The sequence below is a fragment of the Pseudomonas sp. HN8-3 genome (assembly GCF_020790195.1).
GTDB lineage: Bacteria > Pseudomonadota > Gammaproteobacteria > Pseudomonadales > Pseudomonadaceae > Aquipseudomonas > Aquipseudomonas synxantha_A.
This window is the reverse complement of the sequence record NZ_CP086206.1, coordinates 880,228-898,045: the sequence shown is the minus strand read 5'-3', so window position 1 is coordinate 898,045 and position 17,818 is coordinate 880,228. Positions and strand designations below refer to the sequence as shown.

19 protein-coding genes and 5 tRNA genes are annotated in these 17,818 nt (G+C 59.6%); 10 read left to right on the top strand and 14 right to left on the bottom strand.

The annotated features are described in order from the left end of the window. Positions 1 to 140: 140 nt before the first annotated feature. The gene (gene cra, locus LJX92_RS03985; protein WP_032877829.1) at positions 141 to 1,136 is read left to right on the top strand and encodes a catabolite repressor/activator; all 996 of its coding nucleotides are present in this window, start codon (positions 141 to 143) and stop codon (positions 1,134 to 1,136) included. Positions 1,137 to 1,138: 2 nt separating this feature from the next. Next, a complete protein-coding gene (locus LJX92_RS03980; protein ID WP_032877831.1) occupies positions 1,139 to 1,915 on the top strand; it encodes a TatD family hydrolase in 777 nt (258 codons plus the stop codon). Here LJX92_RS03980 and LJX92_RS03975 read toward each other — a convergent pair. From LJX92_RS03975 to LJX92_RS03955, 5 genes are all read right to left on the bottom strand, one after another. Then, complete coding sequence (locus tag LJX92_RS03975) at positions 1,862 to 2,290, bottom strand: hypothetical protein (protein ID WP_032877832.1); 429 nt, start codon at positions 2,288 to 2,290, stop codon at positions 1,862 to 1,864. The two genes, LJX92_RS03980 and LJX92_RS03975, sit on opposite strands and share 54 nt — an antisense overlap. 125 nt (positions 2,291 to 2,415) lie before the next feature. Beyond that, positions 2,416 to 4,446 (bottom strand): methyl-accepting chemotaxis protein, encoded by a 2,031-nt coding sequence (locus LJX92_RS03970; protein ID WP_228309335.1) that lies wholly within the window; start codon positions 4,444 to 4,446, stop codon positions 2,416 to 2,418. Positions 4,447 to 5,021: 575 nt separating this feature from the next. After that, positions 5,022 to 5,858: a regulatory signaling modulator protein AmpE gene (gene ampE / locus LJX92_RS03965; protein ID WP_032877836.1), complete on the bottom strand. Its 837-nt coding sequence runs from the start codon at positions 5,856 to 5,858 to the stop codon at positions 5,022 to 5,024. Continuing rightward, positions 5,855 to 6,418 carry a 1,6-anhydro-N-acetylmuramyl-L-alanine amidase AmpD gene (gene ampD / locus LJX92_RS03960; protein WP_005784693.1) on the bottom strand — a complete coding sequence of 188 codons (564 nt, stop codon included), beginning with the start codon at positions 6,416 to 6,418 and terminating at the stop codon, positions 5,855 to 5,857. The genes ampE and ampD overlap by 4 nt, the downstream gene beginning before the upstream one ends. A 61-nt stretch (positions 6,419 to 6,479) precedes the next feature. Further along, on the bottom strand, positions 6,480 to 8,633 hold the full coding sequence (locus tag LJX92_RS03955; protein ID WP_228309334.1) for a DUF1631 domain-containing protein: 2,154 nt from the start codon (positions 8,631 to 8,633) through the stop codon (positions 6,480 to 6,482). Between the two features lie 245 nt (positions 8,634 to 8,878). On the opposite strand from LJX92_RS03955, the gene nadC reads away from it, so the two are divergent. Next, the gene (gene nadC / locus LJX92_RS03950; protein WP_032877839.1) at positions 8,879 to 9,727 is read left to right on the top strand and encodes a carboxylating nicotinate-nucleotide diphosphorylase; all 849 of its coding nucleotides are present in this window, start codon (positions 8,879 to 8,881) and stop codon (positions 9,725 to 9,727) included. A gap of 74 nt (positions 9,728 to 9,801) precedes the next feature. Here nadC and LJX92_RS03945 read toward each other — a convergent pair whose 3' ends face one another. The 3 genes from LJX92_RS03945 to LJX92_RS03935 form a co-directional block, all read right to left on the bottom strand. After that, positions 9,802 to 10,107 carry a DUF6388 family protein gene (locus LJX92_RS03945; protein WP_032877840.1) on the bottom strand — a complete coding sequence of 102 codons (306 nt, stop codon included), beginning with the start codon at positions 10,105 to 10,107 and terminating at the stop codon, positions 9,802 to 9,804. A gap of 150 nt (positions 10,108 to 10,257) precedes the next feature. Beyond that, positions 10,258 to 10,330 (bottom strand) — tRNA-Thr (locus tag LJX92_RS03940). Positions 10,331 to 10,393: 63 nt separating this feature from the next. After that, a complete protein-coding gene (locus LJX92_RS03935; RefSeq protein ID WP_005784685.1) occupies positions 10,394 to 10,807 on the bottom strand; it encodes a pilin in 414 nt (137 codons plus the stop codon). Between the two features lie 199 nt (positions 10,808 to 11,006). Between LJX92_RS03935 and LJX92_RS03930 the strand changes: the two genes are divergently transcribed. Genes LJX92_RS03930 through yacG form a run of 4 tightly spaced genes read left to right on the top strand, consistent with a single transcriptional unit; the run spans position 11,007 to position 13,895 of the window. Continuing rightward, a complete protein-coding gene (locus LJX92_RS03930) occupies positions 11,007 to 12,215 on the top strand; it encodes a type II secretion system F family protein (protein WP_228309333.1) in 1,209 nt (402 codons plus the stop codon). Then, a complete protein-coding gene (locus tag LJX92_RS03925; protein WP_323134836.1) occupies positions 12,212 to 13,078 on the top strand; it encodes an A24 family peptidase in 867 nt (288 codons plus the stop codon). The genes LJX92_RS03930 and LJX92_RS03925 overlap by 4 nt, the downstream gene beginning before the upstream one ends. Beyond that, a complete protein-coding gene (coaE, locus tag LJX92_RS03920) occupies positions 13,075 to 13,698 on the top strand; it encodes a dephospho-CoA kinase (RefSeq protein ID WP_103734653.1) in 624 nt (207 codons plus the stop codon). The genes LJX92_RS03925 and coaE overlap by 4 nt, the downstream gene beginning before the upstream one ends. Beyond that, positions 13,695 to 13,895 carry a DNA gyrase inhibitor YacG gene (gene yacG / locus LJX92_RS03915; RefSeq protein ID WP_003188437.1) on the top strand — a complete coding sequence of 67 codons (201 nt, stop codon included), beginning with the start codon at positions 13,695 to 13,697 and terminating at the stop codon, positions 13,893 to 13,895. The genes coaE and yacG overlap by 4 nt, the downstream gene beginning before the upstream one ends. Here the strand turns inward: yacG and LJX92_RS03910 are convergent. Then, complete coding sequence (locus LJX92_RS03910) at positions 13,892 to 14,107, bottom strand: hypothetical protein (protein ID WP_003171680.1); 216 nt, start codon at positions 14,105 to 14,107, stop codon at positions 13,892 to 13,894. The genes yacG and LJX92_RS03910 overlap by 4 nt on opposite strands. Positions 14,108 to 14,173: 66 nt before the next feature. Then, positions 14,174 to 14,863, bottom strand: a complete 690-nt coding sequence (locus LJX92_RS03905) for an energy-coupling factor ABC transporter permease (protein WP_032877845.1) — start codon at positions 14,861 to 14,863, stop codon at positions 14,174 to 14,176. A 129-nt stretch (positions 14,864 to 14,992) separates the two neighbouring features. Between LJX92_RS03905 and LJX92_RS03900 the strand changes: the two genes are divergently transcribed. The 3 genes from LJX92_RS03900 to LJX92_RS03890 are packed head-to-tail and all read left to right on the top strand — an operon-like array spanning position 14,993 to position 17,208. Beyond that, complete coding sequence (locus LJX92_RS03900) at positions 14,993 to 15,622, top strand: DUF1780 domain-containing protein (RefSeq protein ID WP_003188431.1); 630 nt, start codon at positions 14,993 to 14,995, stop codon at positions 15,620 to 15,622. Positions 15,623 to 15,675: 53 nt separating this feature from the next. Further along, on the top strand, positions 15,676 to 15,849 hold the full coding sequence (locus tag LJX92_RS03895) for a DUF3094 family protein (protein ID WP_005784671.1): 174 nt from the start codon (positions 15,676 to 15,678) through the stop codon (positions 15,847 to 15,849). A gap of 60 nt (positions 15,850 to 15,909) precedes the next feature. Continuing rightward, complete coding sequence (locus tag LJX92_RS03890; protein ID WP_228309332.1) at positions 15,910 to 17,208, top strand: NAD(P)/FAD-dependent oxidoreductase; 1,299 nt, start codon at positions 15,910 to 15,912, stop codon at positions 17,206 to 17,208. 178 nt (positions 17,209 to 17,386) lie between these two features. On the opposite strand, the gene LJX92_RS03885 is transcribed toward LJX92_RS03890, so the two are convergent. The 4 genes from LJX92_RS03885 to LJX92_RS03870 form a co-directional block, all read right to left on the bottom strand. Continuing rightward, positions 17,387 to 17,463, bottom strand: a tRNA-Pro gene (locus tag LJX92_RS03885). A gap of 94 nt (positions 17,464 to 17,557) precedes the next feature. Further along, positions 17,558 to 17,633 (bottom strand) — tRNA-Lys (locus LJX92_RS03880). A gap of 5 nt (positions 17,634 to 17,638) precedes the next feature. Continuing rightward, a tRNA-Pro gene (locus LJX92_RS03875) sits at positions 17,639 to 17,715 on the bottom strand. A 9-nt stretch (positions 17,716 to 17,724) separates the two neighbouring features. After that, a tRNA-Asn gene (locus LJX92_RS03870) sits at positions 17,725 to 17,800 on the bottom strand. Positions 17,801 to 17,818 lie beyond the last annotated feature (18 nt).

Sequence of the window (17,818 nt, the reverse complement as noted above, 5' to 3'; positions counted from 1 at the left end):
AATTTATGGCAGATTACGCGTTAATTGCGCAAGCTTGAAGCACCACTCGGCACCTGTCGTGGGACATTGGTCGTGGGCTGGAATCGGTTACGATTGGACAAAATGTCGGGGCACGCTCTAAAAAACAAGGAAATCCCGGTTTGAAACTCAGTGATATTGCACGTCTGGCCGGTGTGTCCGTGACCACCGCCAGCTATGTCATCAATGGCAAGGCCGAACAGCAGCGCATCAGCAACGCAACCGTTGAGCGTGTGCGTGCCGTGGTCCAGGCCCATGGTTTTACCCCCAACCCCCAAGCCGCCGGGCTGCGCAGCCGGCATACGCGCACCCTGGGGTTCATCCTGCCAGACCTGGAAAACCCCAGCTACGCACGCATTGCCAAACTGTTGGAGCAAGGCGCCCGGGCACGGGGCTATCAGTTGCTGATTGCCAGCTCCGATGACGAAGCCGACAGCGAACGCCAACTGCTGCAACTGTTCCGTGCGCGGCGTTGCGATGCGTTGTTCGTCGCCAGTTGCCTGCCGGCCAGCGATGACAGCTATCGAGACTTGCAAGCCAAGGGGTTGCCGGTGATTGCCATCGACCGGGTGATGGAGCCTGACCAGTTCTGCTCAGTGGTCAGCGATGATCACCAGGCCTGTCAGCAACTCACCAGCAGCCTGCTACAACCGCTGCCCAAGCAAATCGCGCTGATCGGCGCACGTCCCGAGCTGAGCATCAGCCAGGAACGTACTGCGGGTTTTCGTGAAGCGCTGCAAGACTTCACCGGCGAAGTGATCATCGAACAGGGCGAAGCCTTCAGCCGTGACTGTGGCCGACAGCTGATGGAGCAACTGCTGCAGCGCCTGGGGCATTTGCCTGACGCGCTGGTGACTACCTCCTACGTGCTGCTGCAAGGCGTGTTCGATGCGCTGCATGACTTCCCGCTCCGGTCGCGGCCGCTACGCCTGGGCACCTTTGGCGACACCCAACTGTTGGACTTCCTGCCGCTGCCAGTCAACGCCATGGCCCAGCAACATCAACTGATCGCCGAGACAGCTCTGCGCCTGGCCCTGGCGGCCATTGAAGAAGAACAGTACCAACCGGGTGTGCATGCGATTGGCCGCACGTTCAAGCAGCGCATTCACGAGGTCTGAACGTGGAGCTGATCGACACCCACACCCACCTGGACTTTGCGGACTTCGATCACGACCGCCCGCAAGTCCTCGCCCATAGCCGTGAACTCGGGGTACGGCGTCTGGTGGTACTGGGGGTGTATCAGAAAAACTGGCAGCGGCTGTGGGATCTGGTGCAGCAGGACGACGGTTTGTTCGCTGCCTTTGGTTTGCACCCGGTGTATCTCGATGAGCATCGCCCTGCCGACCTGCTGGAGCTGGGTGACTGGTTGACGCGCTTGCACGGCCATCGGCAACTCTGCGCCGTGGGCGAAATCGGTCTGGATTACTTCCTTGAGCACCTGGATCGCGAGCGCCAGCAAAGCCTGTTCGAAGCCCAGCTGAAACTCGCGGCGGATTTCCAACTCCCCGCCTTGCTGCATGTACGCCGCAGCCACGCCGTCGTGATTGCCACGCTCAAGCGCATCCGTCTACCGAGGGGCGGGATCATTCATGCGTTCGCCGGCAGCATTGAAGAGGCCCGCGAGTACATCAAACTGGGCTTCAAACTCGGTCTGGGCGGCGCCGCCACTTGGCCCCAGGCCCTGCGCATGCACAAGGTACTGGCACAACTGCCTCTTGAAGCCGTGGTACTGGAAACCGATTCGCCGGACATGGCCCCGGCCATGTATCCCAACCAGCGCAATTGCCCGCAACACCTGCCGGATATCTGCACCGCCCTGGCTGAGCGTATGGGCATCAGCCCTTTATTGCTGGGTGAGACGAGCACACGCAATGCGTGCGAGCTGTTCAACTGGTAGCGGGCTGATGACCTGCAAGTTCAAGGTCATCCTTTGCCGATAACGGGCGTAGCGCACGACCAGCAGATAAATCAACACCGCGACCAGCGAAATGTTCAGCTGCCCGATCACGCTGAGCAGCCCCAACCACTCTGCGAACAACGCCATCAGCAAGGTCGCGCACGTCAGCATGATCATGCCGGGCCGCACCAGCGCCCACTGGTCCAGGGCGCGAAACTGACGCAACTGCTTGTGGCAGCACAACTGCAGGCCCGAGTGGCAGTACGCACAGTCAAACGGTACTTCCATGGCGATGGCGTTCAGTTGCCAAGGCTTGAGTTCAAACGTCATGTTGCACTGGGCACAATGCCCTTTGATGCCGATTGCAGCGGCCATCGTCGTATCCCCTCGTGACCGTGACTGATGAAACAAATTCTCACCCATTCACGTCGCGATAAAACACAGCCCGGCAAATCAGGACAAATGCCACGTGATTCATGGCCCAGTCCCACAGAAAGTTCTTACACCCGAAACGCACCAATCAATTGCTTCAGCTCAATGACCTGCGCCGACAACTGCCGGCTGGCCGCTTCGGTCTGTTGGGCGCCTTGTGCTGCATGTTCACCGGCGCGGTTGATTTGGACAATATTCTGGTCGATGTCGTGAGCGACCGCCGTTTGCTGCTCCACGGCAGCGGCGATCTGCTGGTTCTGGTCAACAATCATGCCTACGGCACCGAGGATATTTTCCAGGGCGTGCTGGACCTTTTCCGACTGCCCTACCGTGCCACTCGCCATTTCATGGCTACTGCCCATCGCCTTTACCGCTGCGCCGACGCCGCTGTGCAAGCGGCTGATCATTTGTTCGATTTCTCCGGTGGAATGCTGGGTACGCCGGGCCAGGGTGCGCACCTCATCGGCCACTACGGCAAAACCGCGTCCTTGCTCACCGGCACGCGCAGCTTCGATGGCCGCGTTGAGCGCCAGCAAATTGGTTTGCTCGGCGATGCTCTTGATCACCTCCAATACGCTGCTGATGGACTGGCTATCGGCCGCCAACTGATTGATCACCCGCACCGACTCATCGATCTCCAAAGCCAGGCGTGCGATGCCGCTTTGTTGAGATTGCACCAGCGCCCGTCCGCTGACGGTTTCATCATTGACACTCTGTGCACTGTTGACCGCCGCCGCCGCGCTGCGCGCCACCTCCTGTACGGTGGCAGACATCTGGTTCATCGCCGTTGCCACTTGTTCGATCTGGCTGCGCTGGCCGGATACCGCCTGGTTACTCTGTGCCGAAATCGTCTGCACCTGGCTGGCCTGCAACTCGACCTGGCTGACCGTATGCCCGACGCGCTCAATCAGGTCGTGGATCTTGGCCACGGTGCCATTGAATACTTGGCCCAGGTCTCCCAGCTCGTCGCGGCTGTGGGCGACGAAAGTGACCGTCATGTCACCGGCCGCGACTTTGTCCATCATCGCCCCCAGGCTGCGCAAGGTAGTGCGAGTGGAGACAAAGAAACCTGCATACAAGTAGAAGATCAGCGCAAATACCGCCACCAGGGCCGCGACCAGCAACACCATGTGCAGGCGGTTTTGCGTCAGACGCTGCTCCAGTTGCTGGCCGATGAACGCTAAGGTGGCGTCATCGAGTTGATAGGTCTTGGCCATCAGTTGACTGACGCCGTCGTAAAAACCTTGCCAAGGTGTATCCAGGGTCTCGGCCATCACTACCTGTTCTTCGAACAACTCACTGCCTTGCTTGAGGCTGGCCTGGCTGGCTTGCGCCAAGCTATCGAGTGCTGCATGCGCGGCGTTGCTGGCGCCCAGCGCGTCCTGCAGCTTCAAGCCGTATTCGCCCTGGAGCTTTTCCACCTGCTGCAGTAACTCGTCAAAGCGCGTACTGGAGGAGGAATTGATAAAGCCCTGGCCCAGGGAATACGCGCCCATCGCGCGGCCCTCACCGAGTAGTTGGGTGACCTGTGGGGTGACCGCAGTGACCAGGTCGCTGAGTTGGCGCAGGTCACTCTGCACATCACGGCTCAAGCCGGCTTGGCTGGCGATGATTTGGCTGAGCATCTGGGCCTGGTTGAGTAACTTGCCGATCAACGCCGCTTTGTTGAGCAACGAGGTTTCCTGTTGCTGCGCCTTGAACGCGGCGATCAGCTCGTCGCGCTTGTTTTCAAAAACCTCGACTTGCTCGGGCTGCGTCGCCATGGCGTGCAACCCCTGCAACCGCTCCAGCACACCTTGCTCCAGGGCAGTGATCTGCGCTTCAAGATCAGCCGCCTTGCCGGACTGCCCGAGAATGACGTTGATCTGCACCTGGTTGTTGAGCGTTTCCAACTCACGACGCAATGCCAGGCTGCTGCCAAGCAGGTCGAGACTTTGCAGTTCGATACGGGTGCCCTGGAATTCGCGCCACGAGTCACGCACCAGGTAATAGTTGGTCGCCAGCATCGGCAGCAGGAACAGCACGCTGATCAGGCTGAACTTCATGCCGAAGCTCAGGCGGTTCATCAGCGCGACGGCAGGATAGAGCAAGCTCATCACAGGTGATCTCCCCTTCTTTTATTGTTATTGAGGCGCAGGGCGGCGGCAGATAGCCACTATTTGGCGCTCTGTCTGTATAGCTCAATTCGAAGGGAAGTTTTGTAACGTAAGGTTAACGGCAGATCCGGAGAGCACATGTAGGAGGGCTTGCCCCCGTAGCCACGATGCGAAGCGAGCCGCTCTTGACCTTGATCTTAAGCGCCCCGTCAAACCACGCTGGCCGGAATTCGACAGGGATTTGGGGGGCAAACCGGCAGGGATGCCGGTTTAGCCGCCCCGCGCCATGGATGGCGCGTGGCGGCGGCCTCCCAAATCACTGGCGGATTACGGGCACACCGAGCCTAAGCGAGGTGCCGAGTGGTGGGGCAAGAGCCCTTTGGTTACTTTGGGGCTCTTTTCCAAAGTGACCCGCTGTAAAAGCGGAACCAACCGTGGCCGTTACCGCAGGAATGGATATGTACTCGGTCTGATCCAGCACCCTGGTCGGCCCGGAGGCCGCCATCGGGAGCAAGCCCCCTCCCACAAGATGTGTAGATCCCGGTGGTCATCGGGGGCAAGCTCACCTCCCACAGTATTCAGGGCAACACAGTCCAAATGGCAAACCCGGCATACCACAACACCGCCGCACGCAGCAGCAGCTCCCACAACCGATCCAGGCTATTGATGCCGTCAGCCCCCACCACTGGAGGAGGGATTTCAGCCGCGGCCAGCCCGACCTTTTCCATCAACTGCGCCGCGCTGATGTCCCAGCTCAGCAGTTCGTGGAGCATCACCCGACTGACCCCGACAAAGTTGCCCACCAAAGCAAAGCTCGCCGCCAACAGGCGTACCGGCAACCAGTCAAACGCGTGACGCAACTGCGCGGCACGTTCAGCCACCAACGGGTTCTGGCTATGTTCGCTGGCCAGCGCCAACAGCCGGTAGGCCAAAGCCGCCACCGGGCCCAGCAGGAAATACCAGAAAATCACCGCAAAAAAGCTCTGGTATGCCTGCCACAACAGATAGCCCTGGACCCGCTCCAGCAATTGCTCGCCACTGTCGGCGCCAAGCTTCAAGTCGCGCTCGGCCACATGCTCGGCGGCTTGCAGGTCACCACGCCGCCAGGCATCACGGAATGGCCCCAGCCCTGCCAATAAATCACCACGGCCCAGGCTATAGATCACCACCAGCATGTGCACAGGTAACGCCAACAGGCCATAGGCCACCGGCTCCAGTACCAACAACAACAGCGCCAGCAACGCTACCGGCAGCAGCACCAGTAGCGTCAGGATCAGCCAGGGTCGCTTGCCCATGCGCGGGCTCGACTCCAGCTTGGCCAGCTCACGCAGCCATCCACCGTCGCGCTGCAACCGCAGGCGCAAGGCCGAGAACTTCTCGATCCACACCGCCAGCACCAACACCAGGAAACTCATTGTTCGTGTCCTCCATCCTGCAGGGCGCCGAGAAAGCGCGCCCAATCAAAAGCGGGGCCCGGGTCAGTCTTGCGCCCCGGGGCGATATCGCTGTGACCACAAATACGTTGGCGAGTGATCTTTGGGTAAGCCTTGAGCAACTGGCGCGTCAGCTCGGTCAGCGCCGCGTACTGGGCATCGGTGAACGGCAGTTCGTCTGTGCCTTCCAGTTCGATCCCCAGCGAGAAATCATTGCACACCTCGCGCCCCTCGAAGCTGGAAATACCGGCGTGCCAGGCCCGGTCCCGGCACGAGACAAATTGCGTCACAGTGCCGTCACGTTCAATCAGAAAATGCGCAGACACGCGTAGGTGGTCGATACCGGCAAAGTAGGGATGCTCTGAAACATCCAGACGATTCTGAAAAAACTCTTGCACCTTGCCCGTGGCGAACTGCGCTGGAGGCAAGCTGATGTTATGCACCACCAACAGCGAGATTTCGCCTTCAGGGCGCTCGTTGAAATTGGGCGACGGGCAATGACGGATGCCCTGGCACCAACCGCTGGCGGGGTCCAACTGCATACAGGCTCCTGAAATGAGACGAGGTGTTACCAGTATGCCGCGTTCCACCCTGCGGTTGCGATCACTTGCCGCGTTTGAGTTGACGCAGGTCGCCCATCACCGCAGCCAGCGCACGCTCGAACAAAGGGCCATCATCCAGCGTGCGCAGCACACCACGCTTGAACGCATGGGCTAATTGGTCGGTAGTTTTTTCCAGAACCTTGAGCCCGGTGCGGCTGACGAAAATACAGGTATTGGCAGGCGGCATGATTGCCGTCAACTTGCAGCGCAGGGCGATTTCCTGATCGTGCTGAAACACTACCCAGGCGCCGATCTGCAACTGCCTGGCCTTGAGCAGGTCGGGGTCATCATCGGGCAGCGGCGCAACGACGGATGGCGCACCGGTGCCAAGCGTGAAGGACTCACGGACTTCGACCAGCACTTCGCCGCCGTCGCCCCCGCAACACTGAACATGCATGGCCTGCAACCGCCGGAAAAATTCGCGGGTGCTAAAAGAGTCGAACGCCGCAGCGGCCAAACCGTCACGCAACGCCTTGAGCAACGCGGGTAGTTGCTCAAGCAAATGCCGGCCCGCTTCGGTGTCTTCCCGCAGGCCGACGCTCCAGATCAACTCATCCAGGGTGCGCAGCGCTGCCTGCCATTGCAGCGACTGTCCGCCATGCTTGAGCATGGCCAATAGCAACACCTGGCTCCAGGCTTGCTGGAGGAATTGCACCACAAACTGCGGCAGAACCTTGCCCGCCAGCCTTCGATCAAGCACCTGCGCCACACGTTGGCGGGCAGCCTCGGTATGCAGGCGCTCCTGCTCGGCCTCTCGGGTATGGCGCTCAAGCAACTCGCTGCGCCTGGATTCATCAGCGGTAAACGCGCTGAATTGGGTCAGTAGCTGGGAGAAAATCGCCGGGTCTTCAACAAACTCATTCAATAAACGCTGCACGACCTGCTCGACACACAGGTACAGAGTATCGCGGGAGGCGTCTTCGGGCGGGCTCCAGCCCATGACGGCGCCCGCGATGTCATTGAGCAAGCGTCGCGCCGGATGGCGCGTGCAACTGAACAGGCTCTTGTCCAGCACGGCGACTTTCAGCAAGGGTATCTGCAAACGGGCGATCAGGCCCTTGAACGCGTCCGGCACGCTGCTATCACCGAGTATGAACGCGAACAGCATAGCGAACAGATTGATTACATCTTCGTCAGCATCTTCCAGGACCCGCGACTTGCCACTCTTGACGCTGACCCGGGTGAGCAGCTGTTCAAGCTGGTTACGCAGGTCGAAATCGTCTTCAGCCTCGGGCTCGGGGACGTACTGCTGCAAATGCGACAGCAGGCGTAGCAGATCACGGGTGGCAATGGGTTGCGGCTCGGCACTGGCTTCGAGGGTCGGCGCCACGCTGCCACGCACGGCTTGCAGTAACTTCTGCAACGCGCTGAACGCTTGCTGGCCGCTTTTATCGAGCGGCGGGTCGACGATCGGCTGGCTGGCGCGTTGGTGTTCCCGGCTGGCGCGCCCGCCGGGACGACGGGATGGCACGGCCTTGAGTTCAGGCAGTACACCAACGGCGACCAGCAGTTGATTGGCTTCGCCATACAACAGGTCCGCGTCACTGAGCACGTATTTTTCAAAGAGCTTGAGCATGATCAGTTTGACGCGGATTTCCACCCCCAGACTGCGCCCTGCCTGCAGGAAAAACTCACAGAGCAGTGCCGGACCCAGTGGGTTGGTATGGTCATCCAGTCGCCGGCCCAGCAATCGGCTCATGCGCGCGCTTAACTGTCCCAGGGCCAAGCCATCACGATGTCGCACCCGACCGAGCATCGCCTCAAGGGCTACGGCTTTTTCCATATCGTCGGCACTGGTACCGGATACCGCTTCGTAGGACACCACCGGCACCAGGTGCAGATCGCCGCTTCCGGCCTGGCCCAGATTGGCGAAGGCGACAAACAGCTGCTCCATGAACACGCGTTCGAAGTTCTTGCGCTTGAGGCGCAGGTCGCGCATTGCTTCGAAAAAAATATGATGGTCGACGGTGCTTCGGGCCTTGTCAGCCATTTCGAACAGGGTGTCGTCGGCGTTATCGAACAGTTCCTGCAAACCCTGCTGCAATTGTTGCGCGGCCTTGTCACGCACCTGCAGCAACACCACCGGCAGGCGCGCGAGCGGCGATGGCGTGGCCTGTGCCCTGTTGATAGGCACCACCTTTCCGTCATTGTGCATCCTGGCCTCCTGAAACGGCGGTGTTGAGAGGGGCAAAGAACGGGGCAGGCACGGCAGTGCGCTGCAAATAAACCGGCTACCACCTCGACGTCAAAGCTATGACGCCAATTGAAAGGCGCGAGATTATCTTGCAAATGAGGGGGGTTGCGCCAGCAAACTCTGCCTTTACGCTGTAAATGAGCGGCGCGCTGGGTTCGAACGCACGCAGCCCCTATAATCCAGGCACTTTGTTTGTGGAGCCTGTTATGCCGAACCTCCGTCTTGCCGACCTCACCGCCGAAATCGAAGCCAACGTGCGCCGCGCACTGCTGGAAGACATCGGCAGTGGCGATATCACCGCGCAGTTGATCCCCGCCGAACGGCTGGCCAAGGCCACGATCATTACCCGCGAAGCGGCTGTTATTGCCGGTACGGCCTGGGTGGATGCGGTATTTCGCCAACTGGACCCACGGGTGGCCGTGCATTGGCAGGTGGCCGACGGTGAACGTGTGAGCCCCAACCAGGCGCTGTTCCACCTTGAAGGCCCGGCACGCTCGCTGCTCACAGGTGAACGCAGTGCGCTGAATTTTTTGCAGATGCTGTCAGGTGTAGCCACCCGAGCGCAGTTCCTCGCGGACTTTGTCGCCAGCACCCAGGTCAAGCTGCTGGACACCCGCAAGACATTACCGGGCCTGCGCCTGGCGCAAAAATACGCGGTCACCTGTGGCGGTTGCCACAATCACCGCATCGGGCTGTATGACGCGTTCCTGATCAAGGAAAACCATATTGCCGCCTGCGGTGGCATTGCCCAGGCGATTACGGCCGCCCACAAGATCGCCCCAGGCAAGCCGGTGGAAATCGAAGTGGAAAACCTGGATGAGTTGCGCGAAGCCCTGGCGGCGGGAGCCGACATCATCATGCTCGATGAACTGAGCCTGGTAGACATGCGCGAGGCCGTGCGCTTGAACGCCGGCAAGGCCAAGCTGGAAGCCAGCGGCGGGATCAATGAAAGTACCCTGCTGCCTATCGCTGAAACCGGTGTGGACTTCATCTCCATCGGCGCGATGACCAAGGATGTGAAGGCAGTGGATCTGTCGATGCGCCTCAGTATCTGAGTAGTTGCCAGCTGCAAGCTGCAAGAAGGCTGCGAGACAACTTGCCGCTTGCAGCTTGAAACTCGCGGCTGCTTTTAAACTACAAGATTATTCATCTCGCAGTACTCTTCCCATTCGACGCCCAGCACCTCGGCCGCCTCTTTATGCAAGGCCAACCGCGCAGCTTCGAATTCTTCCGGTGTCGAGGTGTACTTGAGGGTCAACTCCCAAGGCTGGAGGCTCTGGCTCTCTGCCTCATCCTCGAATGCCCACTGAATCTGATCGCGCTGGTCGTCAGCGCTCAGGTCCTTGATCTCTTCTTTAAGCTGCGGCGACTCCTCAAGGTATTGCTTGAGTGCTTCTTCGTGACGCGCTTGCTGGGTTATCTCAGTCGTGGTCATGTCGTTCTCTTGGATCGAGGAATGGGGATGCATCTGGGTCATCAAGGTTGCGCAGATACAAAAGAGCGAGCACGAATGCCGACTCGTCTGGCCTTCAGAACCATTCTGGGATCATCTGAAAACATTGCCTTTGAAGCAGTGGTGCGCTTTTGCCCGAGACAGGAATCGAACCTGCGACCTTCGCGTTACGAGTGCGCTGCTCTACCGGCTGAGCTACACGGGCGGTGGGCTAAAGCTAGCACTGCATTGGTCATGCAGCAACTGACTCGCTCACCGCCCGGCGCCATCACGCGCCGTTGGCAGAGCAGCCCTTGGCAACGTACTGCGGATCCGCTGTGGTAGCACAGGTCCATCCGCTGGTTGCGTTGCGGGTCAAGGTGATGGTCTTGCCGAGCACGGGCGCTGGCGCATCGAGGATTTCACAGCTGATGGAGCCGGCGCCCGAGGCTACATCTCCTGTCACGTCGATCTTGCAATTGGCAGTGGGGCTGTTGCCACCGATCAACGACACAGTGGGCACAGTGCCCTGGTTGATGACGTCTTCATAACCGGCCTTCAACGCGCTGATTTCAGCCAGCCCCGCCGTAAACTTGGCCTTGGCCTGGTGCTTGGTGTACATGGGCAAACCGATCGTGGCCAAAATGCCGATGATTGCCACAACGATCAACAACTCGATCAAGGTAAAGCCTTTTTGACGCATCTCTTTCACTCTCCAGAATAAAACCATGACAAGGCGCGTCCTGCGCCCCGAAGTGTGCAACGGCGCCAGTGTACCCACCACCACGAAGCCCATCGCCTGCAAGACGCACATTCTGACACTTTATCCCATAACACCAGCCGCCCCGAATCCGCCACCTGACTACGCTATAAATTCTTCACTGCCGGGTGCGCAAACCGATATGAACGACACGTCAACGATCTATGCCTGGGAAGGCACCAACCGCAAAGGACGCAGGGTGACCGGGCAAACCGCTGGCGACAGCCTTGCGCTGATCAAGGCACAACTGCGCCAGCAAGGGATCTGCCCCGAGCGTGTGCGCAAGAGGCCTCGATCACGTTCGGCTTTCACCCCGCGAATCCTGCCAGCCGATATCGCCCTGTTTACCCGACAGTTGGCGACCTTGCTCAAAGCCGGGATCCCGCTGCTGCAAGCCTTCGACATCATCAGTGAGGGTTTTGAAAACCAGCAGGTGCGTGAACTGGTCAAGGCGTTGAAACAACAGATCGCCAGCGGCAATAACCTGGCCGCAGCGCTACGCCTGCACCCGCGTTATTTCGATGACCTGTACTGCAACCTGGTAGCTGCCGGAGAACAGGCCGGGGCTCTGGAAACCCTGCTGGAGCGCGTGGCGATTCATCTGGAAAAAAGCCAACAGCTCAAAGCCAGGATCAAAAAAGCCATGACTTACCCTGTCGCAGTCCTGGTAGTCGCGACACTGGTCAGCACAGTGCTGTTGATACACGTCGTGCCTCAGTTCCAGCATATGTTTGCCGGGGTCGACAGCCAACTGCCCGGGTTTACCCTGGGGGTCATTGCCCTGTCCGAGTTCTTGCAACAAGCGTGGTGGATACTCGTGCTGGGCCTGGCCGTGGGGGTGGGCGGGCTGCGCCACGCCTACCGCCGTTACCCTGGCTTTCGCCATTGGCTGCAAGCGAGTTTGTTGAAAGCGCCTCTGGCAGGCAAACTGCTGCAAAAAACCGCCGTCGCCCGCTACGCCCGCACGCTTTCGACCACATTTGCAGCGGGTGTCCCGCTGGTCCAGGCACTGGGCTCAGTAGCCGGAGCCGTCGGCAATGACCCCTTCAAACAGGCAATCGAACGTATGCGCCACGATGTATCCACAGGCATGCAGTTGAATCAATCCATGCACAGCTGCGGTTTGTTTCCCGGCATGGCGATCCAGATGACCGCCATTGGAGAGGAGTCCGGCACCCTGGACCGGATGCTGGAAAAAGTCGCGAACCACTACGAGTCGGACGTAGACACCCTGGTCGATAACCTCACCAGCCTGATGGAGCCGCTGATCATGGTTGTCCTGGGGGCCATTGTCGGCGCGCTGGTGATCGCGATGTACCTGCCGGTCTTTCAATTGGGTACGGCCTTTTGAGCCTGCTGCTGAGCGAGCAGCACTGGGCGTTTGCCTGCATGGCACTGGTGCTCGGCCTGATCATCGGCAGTTTCATCAACGTACTGGTCTGGCGCCTGCCCAAAATGCTCGAACGCGAATGGCGTGCCCAGGCCCATGAGGTCCTTGGCCTGCCAACCGAGCCCGCCGGTCCGGTGTACAACCTGATGCGCCCGAGCTCCTGCTGTCCGCGCTGCAACCAGCCGATTCGGCCCTGGGAAAATATCCCGCTGCTCAGCTTCCTGATGCTCAGGGGTCGTTGCGCCCATTGCCGTGAGCCCATCAGCGTCCGCTATCCCCTGACCGAAGTGACGTGCGCGCTGATCACCGCGGCCGTTGCCTGGCATTTCGGCTTCGGCTGGCAAGCCGCTGCGGTGATGTTGCTGAGCTGGGGCTTGCTGGCCATGAGCCTGATTGACCTGGACCACCAATTGCTGCCGGACGCGCTGGTCCTGCCGCTGCTCTGGCTGGGGCTGGTTATCAACAGCGCTGACCTGTTGGCGACACTGCCCGACGCACTGTGGGGCGCGGTCATTGGCTACATGAGCCTATGGAGCGTGTTCTGGTTGTTCAAGCTGGTCACCGGCAAGGATGGCATGGGCCATGGCGATTTCAAGTTATTGGCATTGCTGGGAGCCTGGGGTGGCTGGCAGATCCTGCCGATGACGTTGCTGATGGCCTCACTGATGGGCGTGTTTGCAGGGCTGATCCTGCTGCGTTTGCGCAAGGCCCAAACGTCGACGCCGATGCCCTTTGGGCCGTGCCTGGCAATTGCCGGCTGGATTGCATTGCTCTGGGGTGGTCAAATAACCGACTTCTATTTGCAGTCTGTCGGTTTCAGATGACCACTTCTGTCGCAACACCCTGGATTCTTGGCCTCACAGGCGGCATTGGCAGCGGCAAAAGCGCTGCGGCCGAGCACTTTATCGACCTGGGCATCGACCTGGTGGACGCCGATCATGCTGCCCGCTGGGTCGTCGAACCCGGGCGACCGGCACTGGCGCGCATTGCCGAGCATTTCGGCGACGGCGTGCTGCAACCCGACGGCCAGCTGGATCGCGCCGCGCTGCGCAAACTGATCTTTGAGATACCGCAAGAACGTTTGTGGCTGGAAGCCTTGCTGCACCCGCTGATTGCCGAGGAAATTCGCAGCCACCTGGCACGCGCCCAGTCGCCTTACGCGATCCTGGTGTCACCGCTGCTGATCGAGTCCGGCCAATACAGCATGACCCAGCGCATCCTGGTGATCGACGTGCCGCAATCGCTGCAGATTCAGCGTACCCTGCAGCGCGATGGCATCAGCGAACAACAGGTGCAGGCGATTCTCAAGGCCCAATCGAGCCGCGAAGACCGCCTGAACCATGCCGATGACGTGCTGGTCAACGATAAGGACCTTGCCTGGCTGCACGGCGAGGTCGAGCGACTGCACCACTTTTACCTTACTTTGCGTGGAGGCCGATCATGAGCCAACCCTTGACCGTCGACTGCCCAACCTGCGGTGCACCCGTGGAATGGAAAGCGACCAACCTCAACCGGCCGTTCTGCTCGGACCGTTGCAAGCTTATCGACCTGGGTGCCTGGGCCGCTGAAGAACACAAGATTCCGGTGGCCCCGGACGCCGAAGATGAACTGTTTTCCGAAGACCTGCCGCCGCGCCACTAAGGCCGCATAAAGGCATATTCCTGCTGGTCGTCGAGGTTTTCTGCAAGGTATTGCAACTCGTCGGCCAGGTCTTCAAAACTGCGTACACCCTTGCTTTGCTGCACCACCGCACTGAGCATGGCGCGCAAGGTCAAGCCGGGGTCAAAACCGATTTCCTGCGCTGCGTCCTGGCTTCTGCGCAACTCCTGCCGTGCCCACTCGTACACACTCATGATCCGTGCTCCAGAAAAAATTTTGCAGAGCATGGGCCTGCGCCGTCGTGCGAGATTTGACCTGGATCAACGCCGTGAATCGTCGTCCTTCCAGGGGGCCGAGAGATAGCGAGTTCGGTTGAAGGTCTCCAGCCATTCCGGGCAAAACACCACCAGCGCGCTGATGACCATGCCGTTGATAAAGGCTTCAGGGAAGATGATCAGCCACAGGTAACCTACAAAGTCCTCCAACCATTCCGGCATCGCAAAGCGGCCGTTCAACCACAACAGGCCCAGGCCAACCAACAGGCACAACAATGCCGACAGCGCCGCCGCAAAAAAACCGGAACAGAAGATATACACAAAGGGGTTTCGCGGTTGCGCCCGTTCGACCAACAGCGCGCAGCTTTCGGTGACCAGCACCGGCAGCCCGACCAGAAGCAGGCCGTTGACGCCAAGGGCGGCCAGATCCTGGCGCCCCAGCAGCATCAATCCGAACTGGGCAGCAAACCCACCGACGATTGCCAGCGGCCAATCCAGCAGCAAGGTCACGGCGGTCATGCCGATAAAGTGGTACGAGACCCCGGTATCGAAATCCCGGCGCACCAGCCACAGCATAAACAACGCGAACACCGTACCGAACAGCAAATGCTGGCGCCGTCGGTCGGCGAACAATTCGACCCAAGGCGAGCGCAACGTCGCCCACATCACCACCGGCGCATATAACAGCCAGCCAATGCCGAGGGTCGATGGCGCCAGAACAGCTGCACTGATCACGGATGCACTACCTTTATAAAAAGCCTCACCACACACCTCATCCTTGGGCCTGCTGCCAGGTGACCAGTCTACACCCGCGTTTTAAAGCAGGACTTCCTGTGGTCATCATTTGAACGCTAAGCTGGGAATATGGATGACTCAGATTATTTGCGCCTGCTCACCGTAGCAGCCGAACAAGCCAATGCGTTTCTGTCCAATGCCCGCAAATGGGAGCGTGAGCGTTGGGTCTGCCAGCGCCTGCTGCAGGGCTTGAATGTGCCCTACCGCGTCGAAGAGTTTCACGCTGCGGGCCAGGAGCCGCCGGATGTGTTGTTTCGCGACGCCAGTTTCGAGGTGTTTTTCGTGCTGGACGAGGGGCGCCGCCTGAACGACGAATGGCGCGATGAATTGCTGCGCAGGCGTAGCGCGTTCTCTTTGAGCCAACTGGTGCGGCGCGAAGCCAAGCCACGACGCATTCCCGCCCATGAGTTTCTGTTGCGCCTGGCACCGACACTGCGCAAAAAAGCACATAACTACAAAGAACGCGGCATGGACCTGGGGGAGTTGGACCTTATCGCTTTCACCAGCCTCAAACGCGAAGTGCTGGACCTCAACAGCCACTTTCCGCCGCCAACCGAATACCTGCGCCAGGGCTGGCGCTCACTGTCACTGGTGGGGCCAACCTTCGCGCGCGTACTGTTCGCACACCCGGACGCGCCGGACTTCTTGCGCAACAACCTGGGCCGCAGCATAGTGTTCGATGTGGGCATCAGCCTTTGAACCCTTGGCTGTAACGTGGCGCCCTTTTGCAACGTCTACCTGACGAGGCCTTTATGACCAGCCGCCTGAACCCCGATGACCAACAGCATGTCCAAGAGTACCTGCAACTCTCCCAGCACAGAGTCGAACGCAAGCCTTTCCGGCCATGGCTGCTCCTTTGTGTGGTGCTGGTAGTGGTGATCGGGCTCGGCGTGCTGAGCCGCCTATTGAGTTACCTGACGCTATGAGCTGCCTGGCGCTCGCGGGGGTAACTGCTCCGATTTCTTTTAGCCTTGCGAGATATCCCCATGACCCATCGTATTATTATCGTCGGCGGCGGCGCCGGCGGCCTGGAGTTGGCTACCCGCCTGGGTAAGACTCTGGGCAAGCGCGGCAAGGCCAGCATCACGCTGGTGGACGCCAACCTGACTCACATCTGGAAGCCTCTGCTGCACGAAGTGGCTGCCGGCTCGCTGAATTCTTCGGAAGACGAACTCAATTATGTCGCCCAGGCAAAATGGAACCACTTCGAGTTCCAGCTTGGGCGCATGAGTGGGCTTGACCGTGAACAGAAGAAAATCCAGCTGGCCGCCACCCTCGATGAAGAAGGCCGCGAGCTGGTGCCCGCGCGCGTACTGGGCTATGACAGCCTGGTCATTGCCGTAGGCAGCACCACCAACGACTTCGGCACCGAGGGTGCGGCGCAGCATTGCCTGTTCCTCGATACCCGCAAGCAAGCCGAGCGCTTCCACCAACAACTGCTCAACCACTACCTGCGCGCCCATGCCGGACAAACCGATGCCGTTGAACAAATCAGCGTGGCCATCGTCGGTGCCGGCGCCACCGGGGTGGAGCTGGCCGCCGAGCTGCATAACGCAGCCCATGAACTGGCTGCCTATGGCCTGGACCGCATCAAACCGGAAAACATGCATATCACCCTGATCGAAGCCGGCCCGCGGGTATTGCCTGCCCTGCCAGAGCGGATCGGCGGCCCAGTGCATAAAACCCTGGAAAAACTCGGGGTGACCGTGCTGACCAACTCGGCGGTCAGCGAAGCAACCGCCGACGCACTGATTACCAGCAGCGGCCAAGTGATTCCCGCCAGCCTCAAGGTATGGGCGGCCGGGATCCGCGCACCGGGTTTTCTCAAAGACATCGATGGCCTGGAAACCAACCGCATCAATCAGCTTCAGGTGCTGCAAACACTGCAAACCACTCGCGATGAAAACATCTTCGCCTTTGGCGATTGTGCCGCCTGCCCGCAACCGGGCACCGACCGCAATGTGCCCCCACGAGCCCAGGCCGCGCATCAGCAGGCTTCGTTGTTGGCCAAGTCGCTGAGATTGCGCATTGAAGGCAAGGATCTGCCGACCTACAAGTACACCGACTACGGCTCGCTGATCTCGCTGTCGCGGTTCTCGGCGGTAGGTAACCTGATGGGTAACCTGACTGGCAGCGTGATGCTGGAGGGCTGGTTGGCGCGGATGTTCTATGTGTCGCTGTACCGTATGCACCAGATGGCGCTGTACGGCTTCTTCCGCACGGCGATGCTGATGCTGGGCAGCAAGATTGGGCGAGGCACAGAACCGCGCCTCAAACTCCACTAACAACGCATAACACCTGTGGGAGGGGGCGTGCTCCCGATAGCGGTGTGTCAGTTAATGAATACTTAGCTGACCCACCGCTATCGGGAGCAAGCCCCCTCCCACATTTGTTTTGAGGAGAATTCAGGATTCGCGCGCGCAAAAAAAATCCCCGTATCTTTCGATACGAGGATTTTTAATATGGTCGGGGTAAGGGGATTCGAACTCCTGACATCCTGCTCCCAAAGCAGGCGCGCTACCGGACTGCGCTATACCCCGGTAAAAAAAAGGCGACCTTTCAGTCGCCTTCTTCGATCAGCGCTTTTGGCCTCTGATCTTAAGATTCGATTCCAGCCTGAACTGATCTCAAAAATGGTGGGTCGTGTGGGATTCGAACCTACGACCAATTGGTTAAAAGCCAACTGCTCTACCAACTGAGCTAACGACCCAAATATGGTCGGGGTAGGGGGATTCGAACTCCCGACATCCTGCTCCCAAAGCAGGCGCGCTACCGGACTGCGCTATACCCCGATTTGAAATTGGCTCCGTGACCAGGACTCGAACCTGGGACCCAATGATTAACAGTCATTTGCTCTACCGACTGAGCTATCACGGAACTACATATTTCAAATTT

Coding starts and splice junctions, on each gene's coding strand:
- LJX92_RS03910 (WP_003171680.1), bottom strand. CDS start 14,107: ATGAGTGTGTACGAGTGGGCACGGCAGGAGTTGCGCAGAAGCCAGGAC.
- nadC (WP_032877839.1), top strand. CDS start 8,879: ATGCCGAACCTCCGTCTTGCCGACCTCACCGCCGAAATCGAAGCCAAC.
- yacG (WP_003188437.1), top strand. CDS start 13,695: ATGAGCCAACCCTTGACCGTCGACTGCCCAACCTGCGGTGCACCCGTG.
- LJX92_RS03900 (WP_003188431.1), top strand. CDS start 14,993: ATGGATGACTCAGATTATTTGCGCCTGCTCACCGTAGCAGCCGAACAA.
- LJX92_RS03890 (WP_228309332.1), top strand. CDS start 15,910: ATGACCCATCGTATTATTATCGTCGGCGGCGGCGCCGGCGGCCTGGAG.
- LJX92_RS03945 (WP_032877840.1), bottom strand. CDS start 10,107: ATGACCACGACTGAGATAACCCAGCAAGCGCGTCACGAAGAAGCACTC.
- LJX92_RS03955 (WP_228309334.1), bottom strand. CDS start 8,633: ATGCACAATGACGGAAAGGTGGTGCCTATCAACAGGGCACAGGCCACG.
- LJX92_RS03895 (WP_005784671.1), top strand. CDS start 15,676: ATGACCAGCCGCCTGAACCCCGATGACCAACAGCATGTCCAAGAGTAC.
- LJX92_RS03975 (WP_032877832.1), bottom strand. CDS start 2,290: ATGGCCGCTGCAATCGGCATCAAAGGGCATTGTGCCCAGTGCAACATG.
- LJX92_RS03935 (WP_005784685.1), bottom strand. CDS start 10,807: ATGCGTCAAAAAGGCTTTACCTTGATCGAGTTGTTGATCGTTGTGGCA.
- LJX92_RS03930 (WP_228309333.1), top strand. CDS start 11,007: ATGAACGACACGTCAACGATCTATGCCTGGGAAGGCACCAACCGCAAA.
- coaE (WP_103734653.1), top strand. CDS start 13,075: ATGACCACTTCTGTCGCAACACCCTGGATTCTTGGCCTCACAGGCGGC.
- ampD (WP_005784693.1), bottom strand. CDS start 6,418: ATGCAGTTGGACCCCGCCAGCGGTTGGTGCCAGGGCATCCGTCATTGC.
- ampE (WP_032877836.1), bottom strand. CDS start 5,858: ATGAGTTTCCTGGTGTTGGTGCTGGCGGTGTGGATCGAGAAGTTCTCG.